16 protein-coding genes are annotated in these 20234 nt (G+C 72.1%); 5 read left to right on the top strand and 11 right to left on the bottom strand.

Going from position 1 to position 20234, the window contains the following annotated elements:
• Positions 1-41: 41 nt before the first annotated feature.
• From ACTXG6_RS14870 to ACTXG6_RS14845, 6 genes are all read right to left on the bottom strand, one after another.
• Positions 42-1271, bottom strand: a complete 1230-nt coding sequence (locus ACTXG6_RS14870) for an NAD(P)/FAD-dependent oxidoreductase (protein WP_445188387.1) — start codon at positions 1269-1271, stop codon at positions 42-44.
• A gap of 6 nt (positions 1272-1277) precedes the next feature.
• On the bottom strand, positions 1278-1472 hold the full coding sequence (locus ACTXG6_RS14865; protein WP_445188386.1) for a ferredoxin: 195 nt from the start codon (positions 1470-1472) through the stop codon (positions 1278-1280).
• A gap of 11 nt (positions 1473-1483) precedes the next feature.
• Complete coding sequence (locus ACTXG6_RS14860; RefSeq protein ID WP_445188385.1) at positions 1484-2779, bottom strand: cytochrome P450; 1296 nt, start codon at positions 2777-2779, stop codon at positions 1484-1486.
• A 198-nt stretch (positions 2780-2977) separates the two neighbouring features.
• Positions 2978-4024 carry an LLM class F420-dependent oxidoreductase gene (locus tag ACTXG6_RS14855; RefSeq protein WP_445188384.1) on the bottom strand — a complete coding sequence of 349 codons (1047 nt, stop codon included), beginning with the start codon at positions 4022-4024 and terminating at the stop codon, positions 2978-2980.
• 122 nt (positions 4025-4146) lie between these two features.
• Positions 4147-5577, bottom strand: a complete 1431-nt coding sequence (locus tag ACTXG6_RS14850; protein ID WP_445188383.1) for a wax ester/triacylglycerol synthase domain-containing protein — start codon at positions 5575-5577, stop codon at positions 4147-4149.
• Positions 5577-7070 (bottom strand): HAD-IB family hydrolase, encoded by a 1494-nt coding sequence (locus ACTXG6_RS14845; protein ID WP_445188382.1) that lies wholly within the window; start codon positions 7068-7070, stop codon positions 5577-5579. Before ACTXG6_RS14845 ends, ACTXG6_RS14850 begins: the two co-directional genes overlap by 1 nt.
• Positions 7071-7354: 284 nt before the next feature.
• Between ACTXG6_RS14845 and ACTXG6_RS14840 the strand changes: the two genes are divergently transcribed.
• Positions 7355-9160, top strand: coding sequence for a PEP-utilizing enzyme (locus ACTXG6_RS14840; RefSeq protein WP_445188381.1), 1806 nt, complete (start codon positions 7355-7357; stop codon positions 9158-9160).
• Between the two features lie 26 nt (positions 9161-9186).
• On the top strand, positions 9187-9858 hold the full coding sequence (locus ACTXG6_RS14835; RefSeq protein ID WP_445188380.1) for a TetR/AcrR family transcriptional regulator: 672 nt from the start codon (positions 9187-9189) through the stop codon (positions 9856-9858).
• Positions 9859-9901: 43 nt separating this feature from the next.
• Here ACTXG6_RS14835 and ACTXG6_RS14830 read toward each other — a convergent pair whose 3' ends face one another.
• On the bottom strand, positions 9902-10876 hold the full coding sequence (locus ACTXG6_RS14830) for an ABC transporter ATP-binding protein (RefSeq protein ID WP_445188379.1): 975 nt from the start codon (positions 10874-10876) through the stop codon (positions 9902-9904).
• Between the two features lie 538 nt (positions 10877-11414).
• On the bottom strand, positions 11415-12671 hold the full coding sequence (locus ACTXG6_RS14825; protein WP_445188378.1) for a LuxR C-terminal-related transcriptional regulator: 1257 nt from the start codon (positions 12669-12671) through the stop codon (positions 11415-11417).
• Between the two features lie 241 nt (positions 12672-12912).
• On the opposite strand from ACTXG6_RS14825, the gene ACTXG6_RS14820 reads away from it, so the two are divergent.
• Positions 12913-13488 carry a TIGR03086 family metal-binding protein gene (locus ACTXG6_RS14820; RefSeq protein ID WP_445188377.1) on the top strand — a complete coding sequence of 192 codons (576 nt, stop codon included), beginning with the start codon at positions 12913-12915 and terminating at the stop codon, positions 13486-13488.
• Positions 13489-13494: 6 nt separating this feature from the next.
• On the opposite strand, the gene ACTXG6_RS14815 is transcribed toward ACTXG6_RS14820, so the two are convergent.
• A complete protein-coding gene (locus tag ACTXG6_RS14815) occupies positions 13495-14367 on the bottom strand; it encodes a polysaccharide deacetylase family protein (RefSeq protein WP_445188376.1) in 873 nt (290 codons plus the stop codon).
• A gap of 189 nt (positions 14368-14556) precedes the next feature.
• Here ACTXG6_RS14815 and ACTXG6_RS14810 point away from each other — a divergent pair, with 189 nt between their 5' ends.
• Positions 14557-16425 (top strand): glycosyl transferase, encoded by a 1869-nt coding sequence (locus tag ACTXG6_RS14810; protein ID WP_445188375.1) that lies wholly within the window; start codon positions 14557-14559, stop codon positions 16423-16425.
• Between the two features lie 3 nt (positions 16426-16428).
• Here ACTXG6_RS14810 and ACTXG6_RS14805 read toward each other — a convergent pair whose 3' ends face one another.
• Positions 16429-17265 (bottom strand): phosphatase PAP2 family protein, encoded by an 837-nt coding sequence (locus tag ACTXG6_RS14805; RefSeq protein WP_445188374.1) that lies wholly within the window; start codon positions 17263-17265, stop codon positions 16429-16431.
• Between the two features lie 64 nt (positions 17266-17329).
• Positions 17330-18178 (bottom strand): L,D-transpeptidase family protein, encoded by an 849-nt coding sequence (locus tag ACTXG6_RS14800; protein WP_445188373.1) that lies wholly within the window; start codon positions 18176-18178, stop codon positions 17330-17332.
• A gap of 321 nt (positions 18179-18499) precedes the next feature.
• Here ACTXG6_RS14800 and ilvD point away from each other — a divergent pair, with 321 nt between their 5' ends.
• Positions 18500-20191: a dihydroxy-acid dehydratase gene (gene ilvD, locus ACTXG6_RS14795; protein ID WP_445188372.1), complete on the top strand. Its 1692-nt coding sequence runs from the start codon at positions 18500-18502 to the stop codon at positions 20189-20191.
• Positions 20192-20234 lie beyond the last annotated feature (43 nt).

Here is a 20234-nt window from a genome sequence, read left to right as displayed (position 1 = left end):
TGGTCGCCAGAGCGACCGATACCACTCACGGGCGGGAGGGGTCAGGAGACGCCGGCGAACTCGAGGGCCTCGGCCCAGGTGCCGGACTTCATGATCTGCCGGCGGTACTTCATGATCTGGGTGGGCCGGTCGATGCTGATGCAGCCGGTCAGCCGGTCACCGCGGCGGTAGAGGGCGAGGAACTTGTCCTCACCCAACTCCTCACTGACCACCCGGATCTCGTCCGCCTGCGGGATACCGACGAACTGGATCCGGCTGTCGTACCAGTCCGACCAGAAGTACGGCACACCCGCCGCCGGCTTCGCCTCCGCCGGGTTGATCGCATTCCGCGCCGCCAACATGCCCTGCTCCGCGGCGTTGGTCCAGTGCTCCAGGCGCATCACCAACCCGTCGAACAACGGATGCGGAAAATGCGCCACATCCCCGGCCGCGTACACCCCCGCCAACCCGGTAGCCAACGTCTCATCACAGACGATGCCCCCGTCCCGCTCATGCAACGTCACACCCGAGCCGGCCAACCAGTCCGTATTCGGGGCCACCCCGGTACCCACCACCACCAGATCAGCCGGGATCGTGCTGCCGTCGTCCAACGACACCCCGGTCACCCGGCCGTCCGCACCGCACAGCCCGGTCACCTTCACCCCGCAGCGCAGGTCGGTACCGTTCGCCAGGTGCAGCTCGGCACACGCCCGACCCATCTGCTCGCCCACCGACCGCACCAGCGGCACCGGCAACGCCTCCAGCACCGTCACCGGCAGACCCCGCTTGCGCGCCCCGGCAGCCACCTCCGACCCGATGAACCCGGCACCCACCACGACCACCCGCGCACCCGCGTCGAACGCCGCCCGGATCGCCACCGCATCATCCAGCGTGCGCAACGTGTGCACCCCGGCCAACTCCTCGGTACCCGGCAACGTCCGCGCCTTCGCACCGGTCGCGATCACCGCCGCGGTGTACTCCAGCTCGGTGCCGTCGCTGAGCGAGAAGACCCGGCGCTCGGGGTCGAGGCCGGTGGCCCAGGTGCCCAGCCGCAGGTCGGCCAACTCGCCGAGCTCGGTGCGCAGCTCCTCGTCGGTGCGGTAGGTCGGGTCCTCCGGCTCGTCGGTGCCGGCCTCCAGGTACGCCTTGGACAGCGGCGGGCGGTCGTACGGCAGATGCACCTCGCCGCCGACCAGGGTCAGCGCCCCGTCGTACCCGGACTTCCGCGCGGTCTGCGCCGCCCTCAGCCCGGCCAGCGAGGCTCCTACCACCACGAACCGCTCAGCCACCACTGATCCTCAGTCCTCCACCAGCGTGAGCGCCTCGGTCGGGCAGGCCATGACAGCCGCCTCGGCCGCTTCCAGGTCGTCGGACCCCGGCCGATCGTTGAGTACCGTCAGCGAGCCGTCGTCCTGGACCTCGAACAGGTCCGGGGCCTCTGCCTCGCACATGCCCAGTCCGGTGCACTTGTCCCGGTCGACCACAATCCGCATGGTCCTGCTCCTTACTTCTCAGGTGTGAAGGTAAAGGGTAGGCGTTTGACGCCGCGCATGAAGTTGGTACCCAGCAGGTCGGGCTCGCCGGCCTGGAAGTCCGGTACCCGGGTGAGCAGCTCGCTGAACAGTGCGCGCAGCGCCCCCTTGGCGAGCTGGTTGCCCAGGCAGAAGTGCAGCCCGCCGCCGCCGAACCCGACGTGCGGGTTGGGGTCGCGGGACAGGTCGAACCGCTCCGGCTCGTCGAACACGTCCTCGTCCCGGTTGCCCGACGGGTAGAACAGCACGACCTTGTCGCCCGGGATGATCTTCCTGCCGGCCAGCTCGGTCTCCACGACGGCGGTGCGTCGGAAGGTCATCACCGGCGAGGCGAACCGGACGAACTCCTCCAGCGCGGTCTTGATCCGGCCGTCGAAGTCCGCGCGCAGCCAGTCCCGCTGGTCCGGGAACTCGGTCATCGCCTTCACCGTGAAGGCGGAGGTGTGCTTCGTGGTGTCGGTGCCGGCCACCGACAGCAGGGTGAAGAACGCACCGATGTCATGGTCGGTGAGCCTCTCGCCGTCGACCTCGGCCTGCACCAGGCTGGTGAACAGGTCGTCGGCCGGGTTCTTGCGCCGCTCGGCGGTGAGCTCCCCCGCGATACCGTGCAGGATCTGGCACGCCTCCAGTGTCACCTCGGCCGGCGAGCGGTCACCGAGGCGCTCCGGGTCCGCCCAGGACACCACGTCGCCGGCCGACTTCGCGGTCTGCGCGCGCACCTCCTCGGGCACCCCGAACATGTCGCAGAACAGCCGCACCGGCAGCGGCTCCGCGCACCGCTCGACGAACTCGATCTCGCCGGACGGGTCGGCGGCGAAGCTGTCCACCACCTCGCGGGCGGCGACCTTGATCTGCTCGTCGATGCGCTGGATCCGCTTGGGCGTGAACGCCGAGCTGACCAGCTTGCGCAGGTGGTCGTGCCGGGGCGCGTCCATCGCGAGGAACGACTGGGACATCTCCAGGAACTCCGGCGGCAACAGGTCGAACAGCACGCCCTGGCCGGAGATGAAGCTCTTGGCGTCCCGGCTGACCTTCACGATGTCGGCGTGCCTGGTCACCGCCCAGTAACCGGGGTCGTTGGGGTCGGGTGCGACCGCGTCCTCCACCGGGCGCTGCCAGGAGACCGGGTCCTCGGCGCGCAGCCGGGCGAACCGCTCGTCGCGCTGCTCGGAGGTCTGGGCCCAGAACGCCTTCGACGAGACGTCGATCGGCGAATGCTCGGGCTTGGCCTCCGACGTGGCCGGAATGAACTCGGTGTCGACTGTCACGGCATCCTCCCGGGAACGCGGGGGCGTCGGCGTCCGCCCGGGAGCTGGTGCTGCCCCCGGGGCCGCTAGCTCGCCGGCCCCCGGTGGACACTTAGTGTGCCGGCGGGTGCAGCCGGTGAGCATCACCCGCCGAGAGGGTCCTCGTGCCTCTATCGAGAGACCCGCGCCTACCCCCCTGCCCTTGAGCGGCGGCGCGGGTCACAGTCCGTCGGCGAGCTCCACGATCCGCTCGATCTGGTGCGCGGTGGCGGCCGCGTTCGCACCGAGCGGCGTCATGTTCAGCGTGGTCACGCCGGCCTCGGACAGCGCGGCCAGCCGCTCCTTGATCAGGCCCTCCGGGCCCAGCAGGCCGACCCCGTCGATCAGCGCGTCCGGCAGCGCGGCGGCCGCCTCGTCCTTTTTGCCGTCCAGGTAGAGGTCTTGCACCGTCTTCGCGGCATCCTCGAACCCGTAGCGCCGGGCCAGGTCGTTGTAGAAGTTCTTACCCCGGGCGCCCATGCCACCGACGTAGAGGGCCAGCAGCGGCCGGATCGCATCGCGCAGCGCGGGCAGGTCCTCGCCGATCGCTACCGGGATCTGCGGCACCACGTCCAGCTCGCCCAACTCCGGGGCCCGCTTCGCCTTGCCGGCGGCCAACGCGTCACCCCACACGTCGGCGGCCCGCTCCGGCAGGTAGAACAGCGGCTGCCAGCCGTTCCCGATCTCCGCGGTGAGCTCGACGTTCTTCGGCCCGATCGAGGCGATCACGATCGGGATGTCGGCCCGCACCGGGTGGTTGATCAGCTTGAGCGGCTTGCCCAACCCGGTGCCCTGCCCCTCCGGCAGCGGCACCTGGTAGTAGCGCCCCTGGTACTGCACCCGCTCCCGCCGCCACACCTGCCGGCAGATCTCCACCAGCTCCCGGGTGTGCCCGAGCGGCGCGGTGTAGGGCACGCCGTGGAACCCCTCGATCACCTGCGGGCCCGAGGCACCGATACCCAGGGTGAACCGGCCGCCGGAGACGTAGTCCAGTCCGGCCGCCGTCATCGCGGTCAGCGACGGCGTGCGGGTGTAGAGCTGCAGGATCCCGGAGGCGATCTCCAGCCGCTCGGTGCGCGCCGCGATGAAGCCGAGCTGCGACACCGCGTCGAAGCTGTATGCCTCGGGCACGAACAGGATCTGCAGACCGGCCCGCTCGTAGTCCGCGACAGCGGCCACCGTCTCGGCGAACCCACCGCTGTAGTTCAGCGTCATCCCAATGCGCACGAGCGGCTCCTCAGCGTCGAGTCGAGTCAGTCGGTCCCGGGCCGGACACCCCTCGGATTTCAGCACATAGCGCTGTCACGGACGCGGCTACGTGACCCGGCGCACGCCCGGTCGGGTGGCGCTCAGAGCCGGGCGAGGGGGCTGCCCGCACCCGGCTTCAGCGCGAGGACCTCGGAGAACCCGTCCAGCAGGCACTGCACGAACAGCTCCGGCTCGGTGAACGAAGCCGAGTCGAAGTTGACCCCGACGCAGCCCACCGCACCGTGCGTCACCAGGGTGATCATCGCGGCACAGCCGGGCAGCGGCGCGTACGGGTACATCCGCTCGATCCGCGCGCCGGCCAGGTACAGCTCGCCGGGAATGCCGGGCACGTTGCTCGCCTGCAGGTCGTTGCCCTTGGTCAGCGGCCCGGCGACCTGGGCGATCAGCGGCCCGGGCAACCGGGCCAGCGCCGGGGACAGCAGGCCGATGGTGTTGACCGCCGGCTCGGCCCGCGCGCTCAGGATAAGTGCCCGGATCTCCTCGATCCGTTCCTTCGGGTCCTCGGTGGCGACCGGCCCGGAGAGCCGGATGGACGCGATCTTGTTGCCGCCCTCGGTGTCCCCGGGCTGGCGCACCGAGATCGGGATGGCCATCGGGATCGCGTCCACGTGCACGCCCATCGCCTCGTGGTAGCGCCGGTAGCCGCCCAGGAGCGCCGCGAGGTAGACGTCGTTGACCGATCCGCCGGCCACCTTGCCGGCCGCCTTGAGGTCGGCGAACGGCACGTCCAGCGCGGCGAACCGCCAGGCCAGGCTGCGCTTCGCGAGCAGCGGGGACCCCGGTGCCTCGGGCGGCATCATCATCCGGCGCAGGGACTGCCCGTAGCGCAGTGTGCCCTTCAGGTTGCCCAGGGCGCGCCAGGCGCCGGTGCCGACCTCGCGCAGCGCGCCGGGGACCCCCTCGACGTCGCCGCGCACCTGGGTCGCCAGCGCGTCGAGCGGGCTGATCCGGTTGCCCTCGGTGACCGCGGGGCTCGGCCGGTCCGGGTTGGGCTCGCGGGTGCGGGAGTGCAGCAGGCCGAGCAGGTGCATGACGCCCATGCCGTCGCTGGCCGAGTGGTGCAGCTTGATCAGGTAGGCCGCCCGGCCGCCGGGCAGTCCCTCGTAGAGCACCGCCTCCCACGGCGGGCGGGTGCGGTCGAACGGGGTCATCGCCACCAGGGCGGCCGCCTCCAGCAGCTCCGGCCACCCGCAGCCCTCGGGCAGCCGGGTACGCCGCACGTGGAACCGCAGGTCGAAGTCGGGGTCGACGCTCCACCTCGGGGTGCCGAGGCCGAGCGGCGGTTCCACCACCCGCTCGCGGAACCGGGGCACCATCCGCACCCCCCACTCGTGCGCGGCGAGGAAGCGGTCCCAGTCCGGGACGGTGTCCAGCTCCTCCAGCCCGATCACCGGTGAGCGCAGCGCGCGGTCCGACTCGGCGCGCCACATCACCGTCTCGAACGAGTTCATCCCGTCGCCGGCGCCCCAGCTCAACGGGGTCCCCGCCGCGCCGTCCCGCTGATCGGCCATCAGGCGTCCCCGTCCGAGGAGTTCGAGTCGGTTTCTGACTCCGAGGGGGGCGCCGGCCGCCCGGGCCAGTGCGCCAGCACGTCGACGAACATCCCGCGCACCTCGGCGGTGTGTTCGGCCACCGTCTCGGTCCGCCAGCCGGAGGTGTCGACCGGCGGCAGCACCACCACCTCGACGGTGCCGGCCCTGATCACCTGGGCGCCGCGCCACATCACCTCGCCGGCGTTGCGGATCACGATCGGCACCACCGGAACGCCGGCCTGCATGGCGATGTGGAACGCGCCCTTCTTGAACGGTCCCAGCCGCGGCGTGGCCGAGCGGGTGCCCTCCGGCGCCATCATCAGCGAGATGCCCTCGTCGCGCATCTTCGCCACCGCGGGCTCCAGTGCGGCCCGGGCCTGCGCCGTGTTGCCCCTGTCCACGAAGGCCACGTCGGCCAGCTGGAACAGCTGACCGAACCCGGGGATGTTCTTGGCCTCCTTCTTGGCCACCCCGGTGAACTGCCCGCGCACCAGCTTCATCGCCAGGATCGGGTCGATCTTGCTCTGGTGGTTGAACAGGAACAGGCAGGGTCGCGCCGAGGTCAGGTACTCAGCACCGCTGATCACCCGTACGTCGACGCCGGCAAGGCCGAGCCCGAGGTCCGAGCCCAGCGCGGTGGTCACGTCCAGCATGTCGCGCCGAGAACGGCGCAGCAGGCCCACGCCGATGCCGGCACCGACGGCGGCCGCGAAGCCGCCGTAGAAGCCGATCGTGCGCAGCACCTCGACCGGGCTGGGCCGCCCGCCGCGCGGCACGCAGCGCAGCACCGGCCAGCCGCGCCGGGCAGCCTCCGAGGCCAGCCCGGCCTGCGGCGCCACCGCCACCGGGTTGCCCACGGTCTCCAGGAACATCACGTCCTCGTCGCCGTTGCTGTAGCCGAACGAGGCGGTCAGGTCGACGTCGTGCGCGGCGGCCATGGCACGCACCGCGCGCGCCTTGCCGAGACCCCACAGCGGCGCTCCGGCCGGCCGCCCGGTCACCACACCGTCGACCACCTCCAGCTCGGTGCACAGCACGTGCTCGGCGCCCATGTCCCTGGCCATCGGCTCGACCTGGAACCGGGTGGCCGAGGAGGCCAGCACCACGGTGTGGCCCATCTCGTGGTGCGCCTCGATCAGCTCCCACACCTCGGTGTGCACCTGGGCGGCGATCTCGTTCTTGAACAGCGACTGGCCGAGCTTCAGCAGCTCCTCGGGGGTCTTGCCCCGGTAGGCCGCCAGCGACAGGTCCAGCAGCTCGGCGAAGTCCCGCTCCGAGCTGACCCCGCGCACGCTGGCCCAGGTCATCCTCGCCAGCTCGGTCGCCCCGATCTCCCGGTCGCGCAACCGCTTGTTGTAGAACGCCATCGCGGAGTACCCGGAGATCACCGTGCCGTCGTAGTCGAAGCACGCCGCGATCTTCGGCCCCCTCGGCGCCGCATACACCCGGGCGATCAGCTCATCCAGCTTCATCGCACACCCCGTCCAGAACCCGCGCCGCAGTACCGCGCGGGCCAACCTACCTGGCCGATCCCCGGTCGCCATGATCACGGGCAGAACTTCAACCAAATTCCCCCGGGATACAAACGGTCAGAATTGACTGGTAGCGCCGCGGGCCGGCACACTGGCGCACTACTCATCGCCGAGGAGGGCCACTGTGGACATCGAGGGCAGCGTCGCGCTGATCAATTGCGGCGCCTCCGGGCCGAGCCTGAGCGGCTACTGAGGCAAGGACGGCGGCGGAGAGCGGGCCCGGCATGGAGTGGGAGTTCGACGAGCAGGCGTCGACCGCCTACCCGCTCTATTCCCGCGCGGTCGTGGGCGACCTGTGCCCCGACCCGGTGACACCGCTGACCGCGACCGCCGGCGTGGGCGCCGAGCTCGGGCCGGCGTGGACCGAGGTGTACGCCGAGACCGGGTTGCGCCCGCTGCCCGGCCGCAACCCCGGCTCCACCGCGCGGGAGCGCACCGGGGAGCACCCGGTCTCCATGTTCGGCGCCTACCTGTACCTGAACACGACCATGCTGCGGCTGTTCGGTGTCTACGCGGGTGGCGCCGACCCGATGGCGTTCGCCCGCCAGTACCTGGGTGAGCGGCCGGACGTACCTCGGCAGCGCGACGAGCGGCCGGTACTGGAAGCGGCCGGCGACCGGCTGGCGAACTGGGTGCGCGGCGCGCTGTCCGATCCGCCGGACCGCTCCGAGCACACCAGGGCCGCGCGCCGGCTGATCGAGCAGCGGGCCGCCCGGCCCGACCTTGCCGGCTGCCCCGACGCCGAGCTGAGCGCCCGGATCGGCGCGCTGCGCGGTGAGCTGAGGGAGGCGCTGCGGCTGCACGCACACGCCGAGCTGGCGACCGCGGTGGCAAACGAGCTGCTCACCAGGGCCACCGAGGATGGCGGCCACCCCGGGTTGACCGGCGCGCTGGTCGCCGGGCTCGGCGGCTCGGTCACCGAGCAGCCGGTCACCCGGCTGTGGCAGGCCGGCCGGCTGATCCACCAGTCGGAGCGGCTGGGGAAGCTGTTCGGCCAGGGATTGGCCAGTGTCACCGCGCAGCTGGCGGGCGCGAGCAACGGCGAGGTCGGCCGACTGCGCTCTGCGCTGGCCGGGCTGCGCACCGAGCACGGCCACCACGGCCCGGCCGAGTGGGAGCTGGCCGCCGACACCTGGGGCACCGAGCCGCGGCTGATGCTGTCCGTGCTGGACGTGCTGCGCCGAGCCGGTGACGAGCCCGACCCGGCCGCTCGCGCCGCCCTGCGCGCCGAGCACAGCGCCGAGTCCGCCTCGGCCGTGCGCGGTTCGATGCGCGGCAGCCCGCAGGCGCTGGCCCGGTTCGACACCGCACTGGCCGCCGCCAGCAGTTGGTTGCTGGCCCGCCACCGGATCCACCAGGTTGTCTCCGGGCTGCACCACGAGCAGCGCCTGGCCGCCCGCGAGCTGGGCCGCCGCCACGTCGCCACCGGCCTGCTGGACAGCGTCGACCAGATCTTCATGCTGCTGGTCGGCGAGCTCGACGAGTTCGTCGCCGAGCCGGAGCGGTTCGGCGAGTCACTGCGGATGCGGGCCTACGACTACCACGCGCTGGCCACCTACCAGCCGCCCTTCGTCACGGTGGGGCAGCCGCCACCGGTGGTGCGCTGGCCGAGGGGCTCCACGGCCAAGACCCTGGTCGGGCGCCGGGGTATCACCGGTACCGCGGCCAGCCCCGGTGCGGTGAGCGGCACGGCCAGGGTGCTGCGCTCGGCCGCCCTGCCAGCCGAGCTGCACCCCGGCGACGTACTCGTCGCGCCGTCGGCCGGGCCGGCCTGGGTACCACTGCTGCCGGTCGTCGCCGCCGTGGTCACTGATGCCGGCGCCGCGCTGTCCGCCGTCGCGGTGGCATGCCGCGACCTGGGCATCCCGTGCGTGGTGGCCACCGTCGACGCCACCACCCGGATCGGCAACGGGGCGACCGTGGAGGTGGACGGCTTCGCCGGCACCGTCCGGCTCACCGGGCGGGGCGAGGACGGCGGGCGACCGCCACCGGCCCAGGTGGCCGACCAACCCACCATCAGTTCCGCATGACCGCCCACGACGAAAAGGTCTCCCCCTTGGCTGAACCGGACCGCCCGCGGCGCCGCAGCCGGAGCGAACGCAGCGCGGACAGCCGCCAACTGATCCTGGATGCGACCGTGGACTGCCTGCTGGAGAACGGCTACGCACGCACCACCACGCTGACCATCCAGGCCAGGGCGGGGGTGTCCCGGGGTCGGCTGCTGCACCACTTCCCGTCCAGGGAGGGGCTGCTGGTGGCGGCCTGCCAGCACCTGGCCAGCAACCATCTGGCCGAGCTGGAGAGCTGGGTCGCGGTGTCACTGGACTCCCGGGGGTCCGAGCTGGACCGGCTGGACCGGGTCATCGACCTGTTCTGGTCCACCTTCGAGCAGCGCTACTTCTGGGGTGCGATCGAGCTGTGGACCGCCGCGCGCACCGATGAGCGGCTGCGCAGCACACTGATGCCCGAGGAACGCCGGCTGGGCACGGCGGTGCGGCACGTCATCGACGCTCTGTTCGGCCCGAGGTTCAGCAGCCACCCGCGGTATCCGATGGTCCGCGAGATCCTGCTGACCAGCATGCGGGGCGTCGCGATGACGTACGCCTTCGACCGCCGCGACCGGCTCACCGACCCGCACCTGGCGCTGTGGCGGAGCATCGCCTACCTGCTGGTCGAGGACGCCAGCCCGGCGGTTGTCGCGGTCGCGCACCAAAACAGTCACAACTGACTGTCAAGTGGCACTGGCTGGCGTCAGTTGGCGCCAGTTCGCTCTAGAAGGGCGCGGCCGATCCGCCGGAGAACAGCTTCACCGCGATGAACAGCGCGGCGAGCAGCACTACCGCCGCGACCGCGATCCACACCATCTGCGGCTCCACCGCGAACTGGTAGGCGCGCTTCGGCGTCGGCCGCCTGCGCTCCGCCGCCGCCTCCGCGTCCTCCAGCCGGGGCGGGCCGACGAAGTCGGAGAACTCGAACCGGCGGTCGAAGTCCTCGGTGGTCTCCACCCCGTCCAGCACCTCCTCCGGCGGGCCGGACGCGACGATGCGGCCGTTGACCATGATCGCCAGGTTGTCCGCGATGGACCGGGCCAGCTCCAGGTTGTGCGTGGTGACCAGCAGGGTGCAGCCGGTGCGGGCCCTCAGGCTGCGCACCGCGTCGAGCATCGCGGTGGAGTGTTCCCGGTCCAGCCCGACGTCGATCTCGTCCAGCACGGTCAGCGGGGCGTCCGCGACCAGCGCCCTGGCCAGCGCGAGGCGCTTGCTCGCGTGCGCCGGCAGCGTGTCGGGGAGGCGGTCGGACTCCTCGACAAGGCGCAGCTCGCGCAGCCGGGCCATCGCGCGGTCGTGTCGCTCGTCGTCCGGGACGCCGAGCGCCTCCAGGCTGTAGGTGAGGTTCTCCAGCACGGTGAGCGAGCTGAACACCGAGGTACTGAACAGGTTGTGCCCGCCCAGCATGGCGCCGAGACCCCTGCGAATCTCCTGCCGCTCCTCCTTGGAGGAGTCCCAGTAGTCGCGGCCACCGATCCACACGGTGCCCCCGTCGGGCTCCAGCAGGCCGACGACGTGCTTGATCAGGGTCGTCTTGCCCACCCCTGACGGCCCCATCAGCACGGTGACCATGCCGGCGGGGACGAGCAGCCGCAGTCGGTGCAGCACGGCGCTGTCATCGAGAATGGTGGTGATGTTGTCGAGCTCGACCTCGGGGGCCAACAAGCCAGGCCGGGGCCGAATCGGCTCTAGTGGCATCCCTCGGCTCCCAGTTCATAACGGTCGGCGACAACTCATTTACTGGCATTGATCGTATACCAGATCCGGTGTTTTCATCGTGTGTGGTCGGCGGCCCTTTCACTGCCCCGATCCACTATTCCCACTGACGAGTGAGCCGGACCTATTCGATCATCTGGGATGCGGGCCAATGATGGAGAGCACGGAGGCGACGACAAAGACCGCGCCGAGTCCCAGACAGGTGAACGAACCACGCCGCATCGTGCGCCGCCGCCGCTCGACAGCCTTCTCGTCCCAGGTCGGCACCTCGCCGAGGGTCTCCCCCCGCCGCAACCCCCACCATCCGAAAACGATCAAACCGAGGCCCACAACCCCAAAAAGCACGGCGCCGAAAATGGCGTGACTCCCTCCTGAGCGGGCGCGGTACGACAGACCGCACTCGGCGCGAATTCGGCGAATCAGCGCGCCGACTACCCATTACCCGGCCCGGCCCGATCACACCCGGGGCGGATCGTACCGCCGGAGCAATGCGCCGCCGTGTGCGGTGCCCGGTGTCCGGTCAGCGGATGTGGTTGCCGTTGTTGCGGGAGCCGCCGCGCTCGTGCTCCATGCCCAGCCAGCGGGATACCGCCTCGGCCCGGTTGGCCGCGCCGAGCTTGCGCAGGATGTGCTTCACGTGCGACTTGACGGTGCCCTCGGAGATCACCAGCCGGCGCGCGATCCGGCCGTTGGTGTCGCCGGCCGCCATCAGCCGCAGCACCTCGACCTCGCGGCGGGTCAGCGTGGACCCCTCCCCGCCGGCGGCGAACAGGTCGTCGTAGCCGGACTGGCCGCGCTGCACCAGGAACGCCCCGGGCAGCGGCGCCACCGGGCGCACCGCCTGGCCGCCGAGGCGGACCCGGTCGTCCTTCGCGGCGGCGAGCGCGCCGGCGACCTGGTCCATCCCGACCCGGATCGAGCTCAGCCGGTCCATCATCGCGGTGCGCCCCAGCGCCTGGCTGACCCCTTCGGCGAACATGCTGAGCAGCCGCCGGTCGAAGTCGTCGAGTTTGCGCTGCTGGTAGTAGCAGTCGGCGTGGATGAAGCCGACCACGTCGCCGTTCGCGATCAGCGGGACGGCGGTGTAGGACTGCGACAGCGAGGCGTCCGCGATCGGCCGGTTCACCGCCGGGCGCTCCTGCACGTTGTGCACCAGGATGCCGACCTTGCGGCGGATCATCTCGGTCTCCACCAGGGTGCGGTCCAGCATCTGCGGGTTGGCCTGCCCGACCGCGAGGATCTCCTCGCCCCACTTCGGGTCCCGCTCGATCCAGACCTTCTCCGGGATCCACGCGGAGTCCTCGATGCGGGACAGGATGGTGCGGTCGAAGCCGAGCACACAGGCCGCGATGCTGGCCTGCTCGACCAGCGCGGCGGTGGACTCCGGCTCGCGGAGCATCGCCAGCGCGTCGCGCACCCGACCGAAGGCGGCGTCCCGGTGCCGCAGCCCCGCGATGAGCAGGTTCTGGTCGGCCCGCTTGATCTCGTTGAGCAGGTCCAGGTAGCGGTCGGCGTCGCCCGGTTCGTCGCTGCGCACCGCACTGGTCAGCGCGGCGAACACCTGGTCCCAGGAGTCGGTGAGCGCCTCGTGCGCGCCGCGGTAGTCGCCGAGCTGGACCGGATCCGGAGCGTCCGGCCCGGCGAGCGCGGCCCGCACGCCTTCGAGCACCCCGGCGACATGGTCGCGGTTCTCTTCGGTGAGCGCCACACCCCGGCCGGTCCAGGTCGCGGGCCCATCCACTCCGACGGCTGCTCCGGTGGAGCCATCTGGACGCATGTCTACTCCTCAATCAAGAAGCCGACTGTCCGAGGACGGTACGGGACTGACAATGAGGTTAACGCCCGCTGACCTATCGGGGATTCGCGAGCCGCCCTGAGAGCCGTCAGACAGGCCGAACGCCGCTTGGTTCACTCGGACGAGTGATACTGCCCGCGCTGTCGAGGGGCCCGCCGGGCACGCTGGGCATACCGACAGGCTCCAGAACATGTCCAGCCACCACGAGGGAACGGGTCACCCAATGGATCTGCTCGACGCGCACGGCACGGCACTGGCCGACTTCGACCGGCTGGTCCGCGCCGTACCGGAGGACCGCTGGGCCAGCCCGACGCCGTGCGCCGAGTGGTCGGTGCGCGACCTGGTCGGCCACCTGGTCACCGAGCAGCTCTGGGTGCCGGCACTGCTGGGCGGGGCGACTATCGCCGAGGTCGGCGACCGGTTCGACGGCGATCCGCTGGGCGGCGACCCGGTGGCGGCGTGGCGGGCCGGCGCGGACGTGGCCCGGCGGGCCTGGCTCGAACCGGGCGTCCTGGACCGCTCGGTGCACCTGAGCTACGGCGACGACCGGGCCACCAACTACGGCTGGCAGATGACGCTTGACCTCGCGGTGCACAGCTGGGACCTGGCCAGCGGGATCGGCGGTGACAGCGGTGGGTACCGGGTCCCGGACGAGCTCGCCGAGGACCTGCTGGCGGTGTTCACCCCGGTCATCCAGCAGTGGCAGGGACTGGGCCTGTTCGAGCCGCCGCTGCCGGACTGGGACGGCGCGGCGGACCCGCATACGCGGCTGCTCGGCCTGCTCGGCCGCAAGTCCTGAGCCGGGTCAGGTGGCGAACAGCTGGCTGGCGCTGACCGGGCGCAGGCCCCGGCTGTCCAGGTCGGCCAGGATCTCGGGGATCGCGGTGAGGGTGCCCTGGTGGCCCAGGTGCATGCTCACCACGCTGCCGGCGGTGGCCTTGCGCAGCTGGGCGCGCACGGTGGGGGCGCCGGGGTCGGTCCAGTCCAGCGAGTCGACCTCGTAGGACAGCACCCGCCGGTACCCGGCCGCCCCGGCCAGCTTGAGCAGCTCGGGGGTGGCGTGCTGGGCCGCGGACTGCCGGAAGAACGCGCCGGGGCCGCCGGTGAGCTGGGCGATCCGGTCCCGGCAGCGCTCGATCTCGGTGCGCTGGGCAGTCACGCTGAGCTTGGTCATGGTCTTGTGCGACCAGGTGTGGTTGCCCAGCTCGTGCCCCAGGTCGAGGACCATCCTGGCGGCGTCCGGGTACTGCGCCAGCCAGGTGCCGACCGCGAGCACGGTGACGTGTGCACCACCCTTGGCCAGCGCCTCCAGCACCTTGCGGTCCAGGGTCCGGTCGCCGGCACCGTGGAAGGTCAACGCCACCTCCGGGCGGCCGGTGTCCGCGTGCACCAGCTCCGTGGCGGGACCGGCGGGTGCGGCGGCCGCTGTGGACGAGGTGGGCGGCGCGACGCCTCCCGGGGGCGCGGGGTTCGCCGGCGCGGCGGGCGTCTCCGGGGTCACCGGGGTCACCGCCGACTCACCGGGGGCGGCGCAGGCGGCGAGCCCGAGCAGTGCGCCGGCCGCCGCGCCACCGCGCAGCAGCGCACGCCGGGACACAGCGCTCGGGGACACAGCGCCTCGGGACACGGCGCTCGGGACCGCGCGGGGACGCTGCCCGGGGTGGGGCTGTTCCGTCATCCGGCCATCATGGTCCGGGCCGCCTGAGAGCCGGCCGACCCCCCCGCCTCGAGCGCGCCCAGGACCTCCCGCGGCCACAATCGCGTCGACCACGTCCGGGGTGACGGCCGATGATGGGCCGGGTGGTGATCGGCAGCGCGGTAGCCGAGCGCCAGCCGGCCGGCCCGCGCGGGGTAAACTGGCCGGCCAATGCCGCCGAACAGCCTGACAGCGGCCACTCGGGCCGCCGCCGCGCCGGCCCCGAGCACCGGCCACTCACCCGACACAGCCGAACCCGCGGACGCGCCGTTGCTGGCCCGTCCCCGGGTGCTCGACGCGGTGATCGTGCTGGCCTACCTGCTCGTCTCCTTCGGCCTGTACCGCGACCTGTGGCTGCACCTCGGCGACGGGTACCTGGTGGACAGCGGCGAGGACCAGAACCTGTTCGAATGGTTCTTCGCGGTGCAGGCCAACGCGCTGGCCGCCGGGCATCCGACCCTGTTCTCGACGCTGCAGAACTTCCCCGTCGGGGTCAACCTGATGGGCAACACCGCAATGCCGGGGCTGGTGCTGCCGCTGGCCCCGCTGACACTGCTGGCGGGGCCCACGGCCACCTGGGCGGTGCTGCTGAGCGGCGGGCTGGCCGCCACCGCCACCGCCTGGTACTGGCTGTTCTCCCGGCACCTCGTGCGGTCCCGCTGGTCGGCGGCGATCGGGGGTGGGTGCGCCGCCTTCGCGCCGCCGATGATCTCCCACGCGCACGCCCACCCGAACTTCACCGCGACCTTCCTGCTGCCGATCGTCATCGGCTGGTTGTTGCGGCTGCGCGGGGCGCGCGGGGGCCGGGACGCGGTGCGCCGAGGCGCGGTGCTCGGTGTGCTGCTCGCCTGGCAGGTGCTGATCGGCGAGGAGCCACTGCTCATCATGGCGACCGGGCTGGTGGTGTGGACGCTGGCCTGGGCCGCCGTGCGGCCCCGCACACTGCTCGCGGCGGCCCGCCCGATGCTGACCGGGCTGAGTGTGGCCGCGGTGGTGAGCCTGCTGTTGGTCGGCTACCCGCTCTGGGTCCAGTTCACCGGTCCGGCCAGCTACCACGGGCTGGTCCACGGCCCGGCCGGCAACGACCTGGCCTCGTTCGGCGCGCTACCCCGACAGTCGATCGGTGGCCAGCTGCTGCACGCCGGCCAGCTGGTGGCGAACCCGACCGAGCAGAACAGTTTCTTCGGCTGGGCGCTGCTGCTCCTGATCCTGGTCGCCATGGTCTGGCTGTGGCGGGAGGTGCCGGCCCGGCTCGCCTCGATCACCCTGCTGGTGCTGGCCGCGCTGTCGCTGGGCACCCCGCTCTACCTCGACACGAGGTCCACCGGAGTGCCCGGTCCATGGTTGGCGCTGGCCCGGCTACCCCTGTTCGACTCGCTGATCGAGGCCCGGCTGACACTGGCGTGCCTGCCGGCCATCGGGGTGCTGCTGGCACTGGCCAGCGACCGGGCGCTGACCCGCGCGCCGCGCCGGCCGAGCTGGCCGCCGCTGGGCTGGCTGACCTCGCGCCGGGTGTGGTTCGTCGCGCTCGCGCTGGCCGTGGTGCCCATCCTGCCGGTGCGGTTCGGGGTCGTCTCCAGGGCGGCCACCCCGACATTCTTCAGCTCGGGCGACTGGCGCGAGTACGTCCGCCCCGGCAGCGCCGTCCTCGTCGTGCCACCGCCGGACCCGGGTGGAGCGGCGGCGCTGCACTGGCAGGTGGCAGGCGGGTTGGCGTTCCCGCTGGTGGAGGGCTATTTCGTCGGCCCGGGCGGCCCGGATCGGCAGGGCATCTACGGCGCCGAGCGGCGGGGCACCGCGCTGCTGCTGGTCGGCGTCTCCGCCACCGGGAAGGTCCCGCCGATCGGTGCGGCCGAACGCACCAGGGCGCAGTCCGACCTGGGGTTCTGGCGGGCCGACGTGGTGGTACTGCCGGAGGGCGTCACCACCGTGCCCCGCAACGAGCCGGCCCTGCGCGCCGCCCTGGAGGCCCTGTTCGGGCCGGGCCAGCGGCGTGACGACGTACTCGTGTGGGACGTGCGCGGCCGCACCGGCCGGTAGCGGCTACCGGTTCGCCGGCTGGCCCGTGGCGGTGTCCGCTGTGCCCGCTGTGCCCGCCGATGTGCCCGCCGATGTGCCCACCGCTGTCCCCGGCCGGTTGTCCTCCGGCACCCTGGCCAGCAGAACCAGCGCGGTCACACCGAGGGCCAGCCAGGCACCCCCGAGCAGCCAACCGGTCAGTACGTCGGTCACCCAGTGCGCGGCCAGGTACACCCGGCTCCACCCGACCAGCAGCACCAGCGCCACGGCGCCGAGCAGCAGCCACCACCGGGATGCGCCGCGCAGTGTGGGCGCCAGCGATGCCGTCAGCACCCCGTACACCACCACGCTGCCGAGCGAGTGACCCGAGGGCAGCGCGTAACCGCCGTAGTGGATCACCTGGTCCAGCTTCGGCGGCCGGTGGCGCCCGTAGAGATACTTGAACCCCAGCACCAGCAGCCCGGCACCGGCCGCGGTACCACCCACGAGCAGCGCGCGGCGCCACTGTCCGAGGTACCCCAGCACCAGCATCGCGGTGACCGTCAGCACGGTCAGCGCCGCGGTGCCGCCGAGCGCGGCCAGCACGATGGCGAACCCGGTGGCCCACGCACTGCGGTGTGTCACTAACCAGCTCAGCGCCGGATCATCGAGGCGGGTGAGCGCGCCGGTCTCGACGCCGATCACCACCAGGGCCTGGGCCGCCAGCAGCACGACCGCGACGGACACCCCGATCCGCACCGTGCGGCGCACCGCGCGGTCCGCACCGCCGGCCCGGCGCACCAGCAGCGCGAGCACCGAGGCCGGCACCACGCAGACGAGCAGGACCAGCGACGATGCCAACAACCCCTCGGCAATCCGCATGGGTACGGAGGTTACCGATCGCCCCGAAGAGAACGCTGAGAGCGCCAGACCCGTTCGGGTCCGCTCAGCCGAGCCCGATGGTGATCAGCGGCTTGTGCGCGGGAGCCAGCCACCTGATCAGGGACAGCACCGAGGCACGGGGTACCTCCACACAGCCCTGCGAGGGAGCTCCGGCGTCCACGTGGACGAAGAACGCCGAGCCGGCACCCGGACGCACCGGGGCGGTGTTGTAGCCGATCACCATGGCGTAGTCGTAGCTCGCCCCGGCGCGCCCCAGGTTCTCCCCGGCGCCCTCGTCGAACGAGCAGGTGCCCGGCTCGCAGGTGCGGAACGTGTTGTACGCGGGGCTCTTCGTGTCGCTGACCCACCAGTCGCTCGCGCCGACCCGCCGGTACGGCAGTGCGGTACCCGGGTTCGGCTGCCGACCGAATGCCTGACTCAGTGTGAACGTCCCCCTCGGGGTGCGGTTGACGCCCTCCCGCGCGGTGCCGACGCCATCGGTGCCCACCCGGACCCGGACCGGCCCGAGCACGCTGTTCCAACCGCCGCCCGCAGCGCGCTGCCAGCCCCGCAGTATGCCGGAGGTGCTGGTCGCGGCCGGGACGAGCACGGTGACCAGCTGGTCGGTGCCGGCCGGCGGGACCGGTACCCCGGGTGGCAGGGCCTGGCCCTGCTTGGCGCCCGGCGGCGGGGCAACGGGCGCGGCGGGGCCGACACCGGGCCGGGTGACAAGCGCCGCGTCGATCGGCACGGCGTGGGTCGGCACGGCGTGGGCCGGTGCGGCGACCGGGCCGGCGCAGCCGGCGATCAGCAGCGGGAGCAGGGTGCCGACGCCCGCCAACACGCCGCACCGGCGCCGGCCGAGCCGCCGGGCGACGGGTCGCGCGGGGCTGGTCGGGACTGCTGCGCTCACACGGCCGCTCATCCGGCGAAGTCTGCCAAGCCTGCCGGGGCGGCCGGCACCGGGGCGCCGGTCAGCGGAAAGCGGGCGTCGCTGACCTCGCCGGCCAGGTGGGGAGACAGGCCCCCGGCACTGGAGAGCGTGGGTGTTCGGAGGTGGTGTGCGCGATCGCTCACATTCCGACCCAAAATGTGAGCGAGGGGTCACACGGTCGCGAAACTCCCCGGTGGCGGGCCGGTCGACCGCCGCGCGGTGGGCCACCGAGCGAAATCGGGCAACGGGAGCAGACTGGTCCTCCCGACAACGCACCTGATCCACCCTCGAGAGGCCCAGATGTCTGCACCGACGAACGCGCACGACCTCAAACCGCGCAGCCGCGACGTCACCGACGGAATCGAGCGCACCGCCGCCCGCGGCATGTTGCGGGCGGTCGGCATGCGCGACGAGGACTTCAGCAAGCCGCAGATCGGCATCGCGTCCAGTTGGAACGAGATCACCCCGTGCAACCTGTCGCTGCAGCGGCTCGGGCTGGCCGCCAAGGAGGGCGTGCACCGGGCCGGCGGCTTCCCGATGGAGTTCGGCACCATCTCGGTCTCCGACGGCATCTCGATGGGTCACGTCGGCATGCACTACTCGCTGGTCAGCCGGGAGATCATCGCCGATTCGGTGGAGACCGTGGTGATGGCCGAACGACTCGACGGCACCGTGCTGCTGGCCGGCTGTGACAAGAGCCTGCCGGGCATGCTGATGGCCGCCGCCCGGCTCGACCTGGCCGCTGTGTTCGTCTACGCCGGGTCGATCATGCCCGGCAAGGTCGGCGACCGCGAGGTGAACATCAGCGACGCCTTCGAGGCGGTCGGTGCGTGCCTCAAGGGCCTGATCACCCGGGACGAGCTGACCGAGATCGAGCGGGCGATCTGCCCCGGTGAGGGCGCCTGCGGCGGCATGTACACAGCCAACACCATGGCGAGCGCGGCCGAGGCACTCGGCATGGCGCTGCCCGGCTCGGCCAGCCCACCCGCTGTGGACCGCCGCCGGGACGGCATCGCCCGCGCCTCCGGGGAAGCGGTGGTGAACCTGCTGGCGCACGGCATCACCGCGCGGCAGATCCTGACCATGGAGGCGTTCGAGAACGCGATCGCGGTGGTGATGGCGTTCGGCGGCTCGACCAACGCGGTGCTGCACCTGCTGGCCATCGCCCGCGAGGCCGAGGTGAACCTCACCCTGGACGACTTCAACCGGATCGGCGACCGGGTACCGCACCTCGCGGACGTCAAGCCGTTCGGCAACTACGTGATGGCCAGCGTGGATCAGGTCGGCGGGGTGCCGGTGGTGATGCGCGCGCTGCTGGACGCGGGGCTGCTGCACGGCGACGCGCTGACGGTCACCGGACGGACCGTCGCGGAGAACCTCGCCGAGCTGGCCCCGCCGGACCTGGACGGCAAGATCGTGCACAAGATGGACAACCCGATCCACCCCACCGGCGGGCTGACCATCCTGCGCGGCTCACTGGCGCCGGACGGCGCGGTGGTGAAGAGCGCCGGGTTCGACTCGGCGGTGTTCACCGGCCGGGCCCGGGTCTTCGATCGGGAGCAGGGCGCGCTGGACGCGGTGGCCGACGGCACCGTGGTGGCCGGCGACGTCGTGGTGATCCGCTACGAGGGGCCGCGCGGCGGGCCGGGCATGCGGGAGATGCTCGCGGTCACCGGGATGATCAAGGGCGCCGGGTTGGGCAAGGACGTACTGCTGATCACCGACGGCCGCTTCTCCGGCGCCACCACCGGGTTGTGCATCGGGCACATCGCCCCGGAGGCCACCGACGGCGGGCCGATCGGGCTGATCGAGGACGGCGACTCGATCACCCTGGACATGAACAGCCGCGAGCTGAACCTGGACGTGCCCGCCGACGAACTGGAGCGCCGCCGCGCCGACTGGCACGCGCCGCCGCCGGCGATCCGGGGCGGTGTGCTGGGCAAATACGCGAAACTGGTCAGCTCCGCCGCCGAGGGCGCCGTCTGCGGCTAGCTGTTCTGTCCCGAGCGGCTGCGAATGCGGCTGTGCGAATGCT

It is taken from the genome of Pseudonocardia sp. Cha107L01 (genome assembly GCF_052566575.1).
This window is presented reverse-complemented; position numbering and strand designations above follow the sequence as displayed.